Genomic DNA, 2,783 nt, shown 5'->3' with positions numbered 1-2,783 from the left:
CGTCCGCTGATGGCCGGCAGCAGCCCGTCGTTGCCTGATGGATCCAACCCCTCCGCTGCTATAGTGCAGTCGGCTTCTGACGTTCAGTGCAGCCGTCTTCTGAAAACGACATCTGGTGTTCCTCATTCTCTGGTGGCTGCGCGGCCCGGTGCGCTTTCTTCTCGGCTTGGCTTCGTTCGCCAGTCTCATCACCCTACCGATCATGTGGCTTGGGCTGGACTCGGCCAATAAGACCCACATCATGCTATCGGTCGCAGGCGTCGGCCTTGGTGCGTCGGCCCTCATGTGGTTTTATGACGCGCTTCTCATGAGGCTGGCACCAGAACCAATCCTATTCAGCACCTAAACGAAGGCCGGGCCACTCACCCGGCCTTTTTTGTACGCTCATAGGGCAGAACAAACCAACGTTTTATCTATACCGCAACAGGGTATTTAATTCCTATTTAATCTGCGCTAGAATGAGGCATGTTTAACCGAATCTGACGTTTTCCCTGCAAATGCCAAAATACTATGCCTATCTCCGGGTTTCGCGTGACGGCCAAGACCCGGAAAACCAAAAATACGGTTTGCTCGAATACGCGAACGCCAAAGGCTTCGCGCCGCTACAGATCGAGGAAGAAATTGCCAGCAGAGCAAAGGACTGGCGCAAGCGCAAGCTCGGAGCAATCATCGAAAAGGCCGAGCGTGGCGACGTGCTACTGACGCCGGAGATTACGCGCATTGCCGGTTCCGCCCTCGCCGCCTTGGAAATTCTCAAAGCGGCGAGCGAGCGCGGCCTAATCGTCCATGTGACCAAACAGAAGATCATCATGGACGGCAGCCTACAAAGCGACATCATGGCAACCGTGCTTGGCTTGGCTGCACAGATCGAGCGGCATTTCATTCAGGCACGTACCACCGAGGCGCTACAAGTCGCCAGAGAGCGCGGCAAGACGCTCGGGCGACCCAAGGGCAGCAAATCGAGCGCCTTGAAGCTGGACAGCCGTATTGATGAAGTACAGGCATACGTGAACCTTGGCTTGCCGCAAAGTCGCGCAGCCGAGTTGTTAGGCGTCAGCCCTCACACCTTGCGCCTGTTCATCAAACGCCGGAACATCAAACCCACAAACACTAGACCAACCATCACCATGCCGGGGAGGGAACAACATGCCTAAGAACAACAAAGCCCCCGGCCATCGTATCAACGAGATCATCAAGACGAGCCTCGCGCTCGAAATGGAGGATGCCCGCGAAGCTGGCTTAGTCGGCTACATGGCCCGTTGCCTTGTGCAAGCGACCATGCCCCACACCGACCCCAAGACCAGCTACTTTGAGCGCACCAATGGCATCGTCACCTTGTCGATCATGGGCAAGCCGAGCATCGGCCTGCCCTACGGTTCTATGCCGCGCACCTTGCTTGCTTGGATATGCACCGAGGCCGTGCGAACGAAAGACCCCGTGTTGAACCTTGGCCGGTCGCAATCGGAATTTCTACAAAGGCTCGGAATGCACACCGATGGCCGTTACACGGCCACCCTTCGCAATCAGGCGCAACGCCTGTTTTCATCCATGATTTCGCTTGCCGGCGAGCAAGGCAATGACTTCGGCATTGAGAACGTCGTCATTGCCAAGCGCGCTTTTCTATTCTGGAATCCCAAGCGGCCAGAAGATCGGGCGCTATGGGATAGCACCCTCACCCTCACAGGCGATTTCTTCGAGGAAGTCACCCGCTCACCGGTTCCTATCCGAATCGACTACCTGCATGCCTTGCGGCAGTCTCCGCTTGCGATGGACATTTACACGTGGCTGACCTATCGCGTGTTCCTGTTGCGGGCCAAGGGCCGCCCCTTCGTGCAAATCCCTTGGGTCGCCCTGCAAGCGCAATTCGGCTCATCCTATGGCAGCCGCGCACGCAACTCGCCCGAACTGGACGATAAGGCCCGAGAGCGGGCAGAGCGGGCAGCACTCGCCAGCTTCAAATACAACTTCAAAAAGCGCCTACGCGAAGTGTTGATTGTCTATCCCGAGGCAAGCGACTGCATCGAAGATGACGGCGAATGCCTGCGCATCAAATCCACACGCCTGCATGTCACCCGCGCACCCGGCAAGGGCGCTCGCATCGGCCCCCCTCCGACTTGACCAGGCCAACGCTACGCTTGGCTTGGTCAAGCCTTCCCATCCAACAGCCCGCCGTCGAGCGGGCTTTTTTATCCCCGGAAGCCTGTGGATAGAGGGTAGTTATCCACGTGAAACCGCTAATGCCCCGCAAAGCCTTGATTCACGGGGCTTTCCGGCCCGCTCCAAAAACTATCCACGTGAAATCGCTAATCAGGGTACGTGAAATCGCTAATCGGAGTACGTGAAATCGCTAATAAGGTCACGTGAAATCGCTAATCAAAAAGGCACGTGAGAACGCTAATAGCCCTTTCAGATCAACAGCTTGCAAACACCCCTCGCTCCGGCAAGTAGTTACAGCAAGTAGTATGTTCAATTAGCTTTTCAATTATGAATATATATATCAATTATTGGTCGCCCTTGGCTTGTGGACAATGCGCTACGCGCACCGGCTCCGCCCGTGGACAACCGCAAGCGGTTGCCCACCGTCGAGCGCCTTTGCCCACAACCCGGCGGCCGCAACAGATCGTTTTATAAATTTTTTTTTTTGAAAAAGAAAAAGCCCGAAAGGCGGCAACTGAACTGACCCCCAATAGTTGAACGGTTTAATTTACTGGGTAGTTAAGGACTGAATTCGGTATTGCACCGGACTCAGTCCTTTTAGTTTTAGTTTAATCCGTTCGTGATTG

3 protein-coding genes are annotated in these 2,783 nt (G+C 55.4%); 2 read left to right on the top strand and 1 reads right to left on the bottom strand.

The annotated features are described in order from the left end of the window. Positions 1-497: 497 nt before the first annotated feature. Together AC2UZJ_RS12465 and AC2UZJ_RS12460 are read left to right on the top strand one after the other, a co-directional pair. On the top strand, positions 498-1,154 hold the full coding sequence (locus tag AC2UZJ_RS12465) for a recombinase family protein (protein ID WP_012196454.1): 657 nt from the start codon (positions 498-500) through the stop codon (positions 1,152-1,154). Continuing rightward, positions 1,147-2,118, top strand: coding sequence for a replication protein RepA (locus AC2UZJ_RS12460; protein ID WP_012196453.1), 972 nt, complete (start codon positions 1,147-1,149; stop codon positions 2,116-2,118). Before AC2UZJ_RS12465 ends, AC2UZJ_RS12460 begins: the two co-directional genes overlap by 8 nt. Before the next feature lie 586 nt (positions 2,119-2,704). Here AC2UZJ_RS12460 and AC2UZJ_RS12455 read toward each other — a convergent pair. Next, a partial coding sequence (locus tag AC2UZJ_RS12455) for an IS3 family transposase (RefSeq protein ID WP_486950449.1) occupies positions 2,705-2,783 on the bottom strand: 79 nt, incomplete at its 5' end.

Source organism: Paenalcaligenes sp. DL 309 (assembly GCF_057475285.1).
The sequence above is the reverse complement of the archived record's forward strand: the minus strand, read 5'-3'. Positions and strand labels throughout refer to the sequence as shown.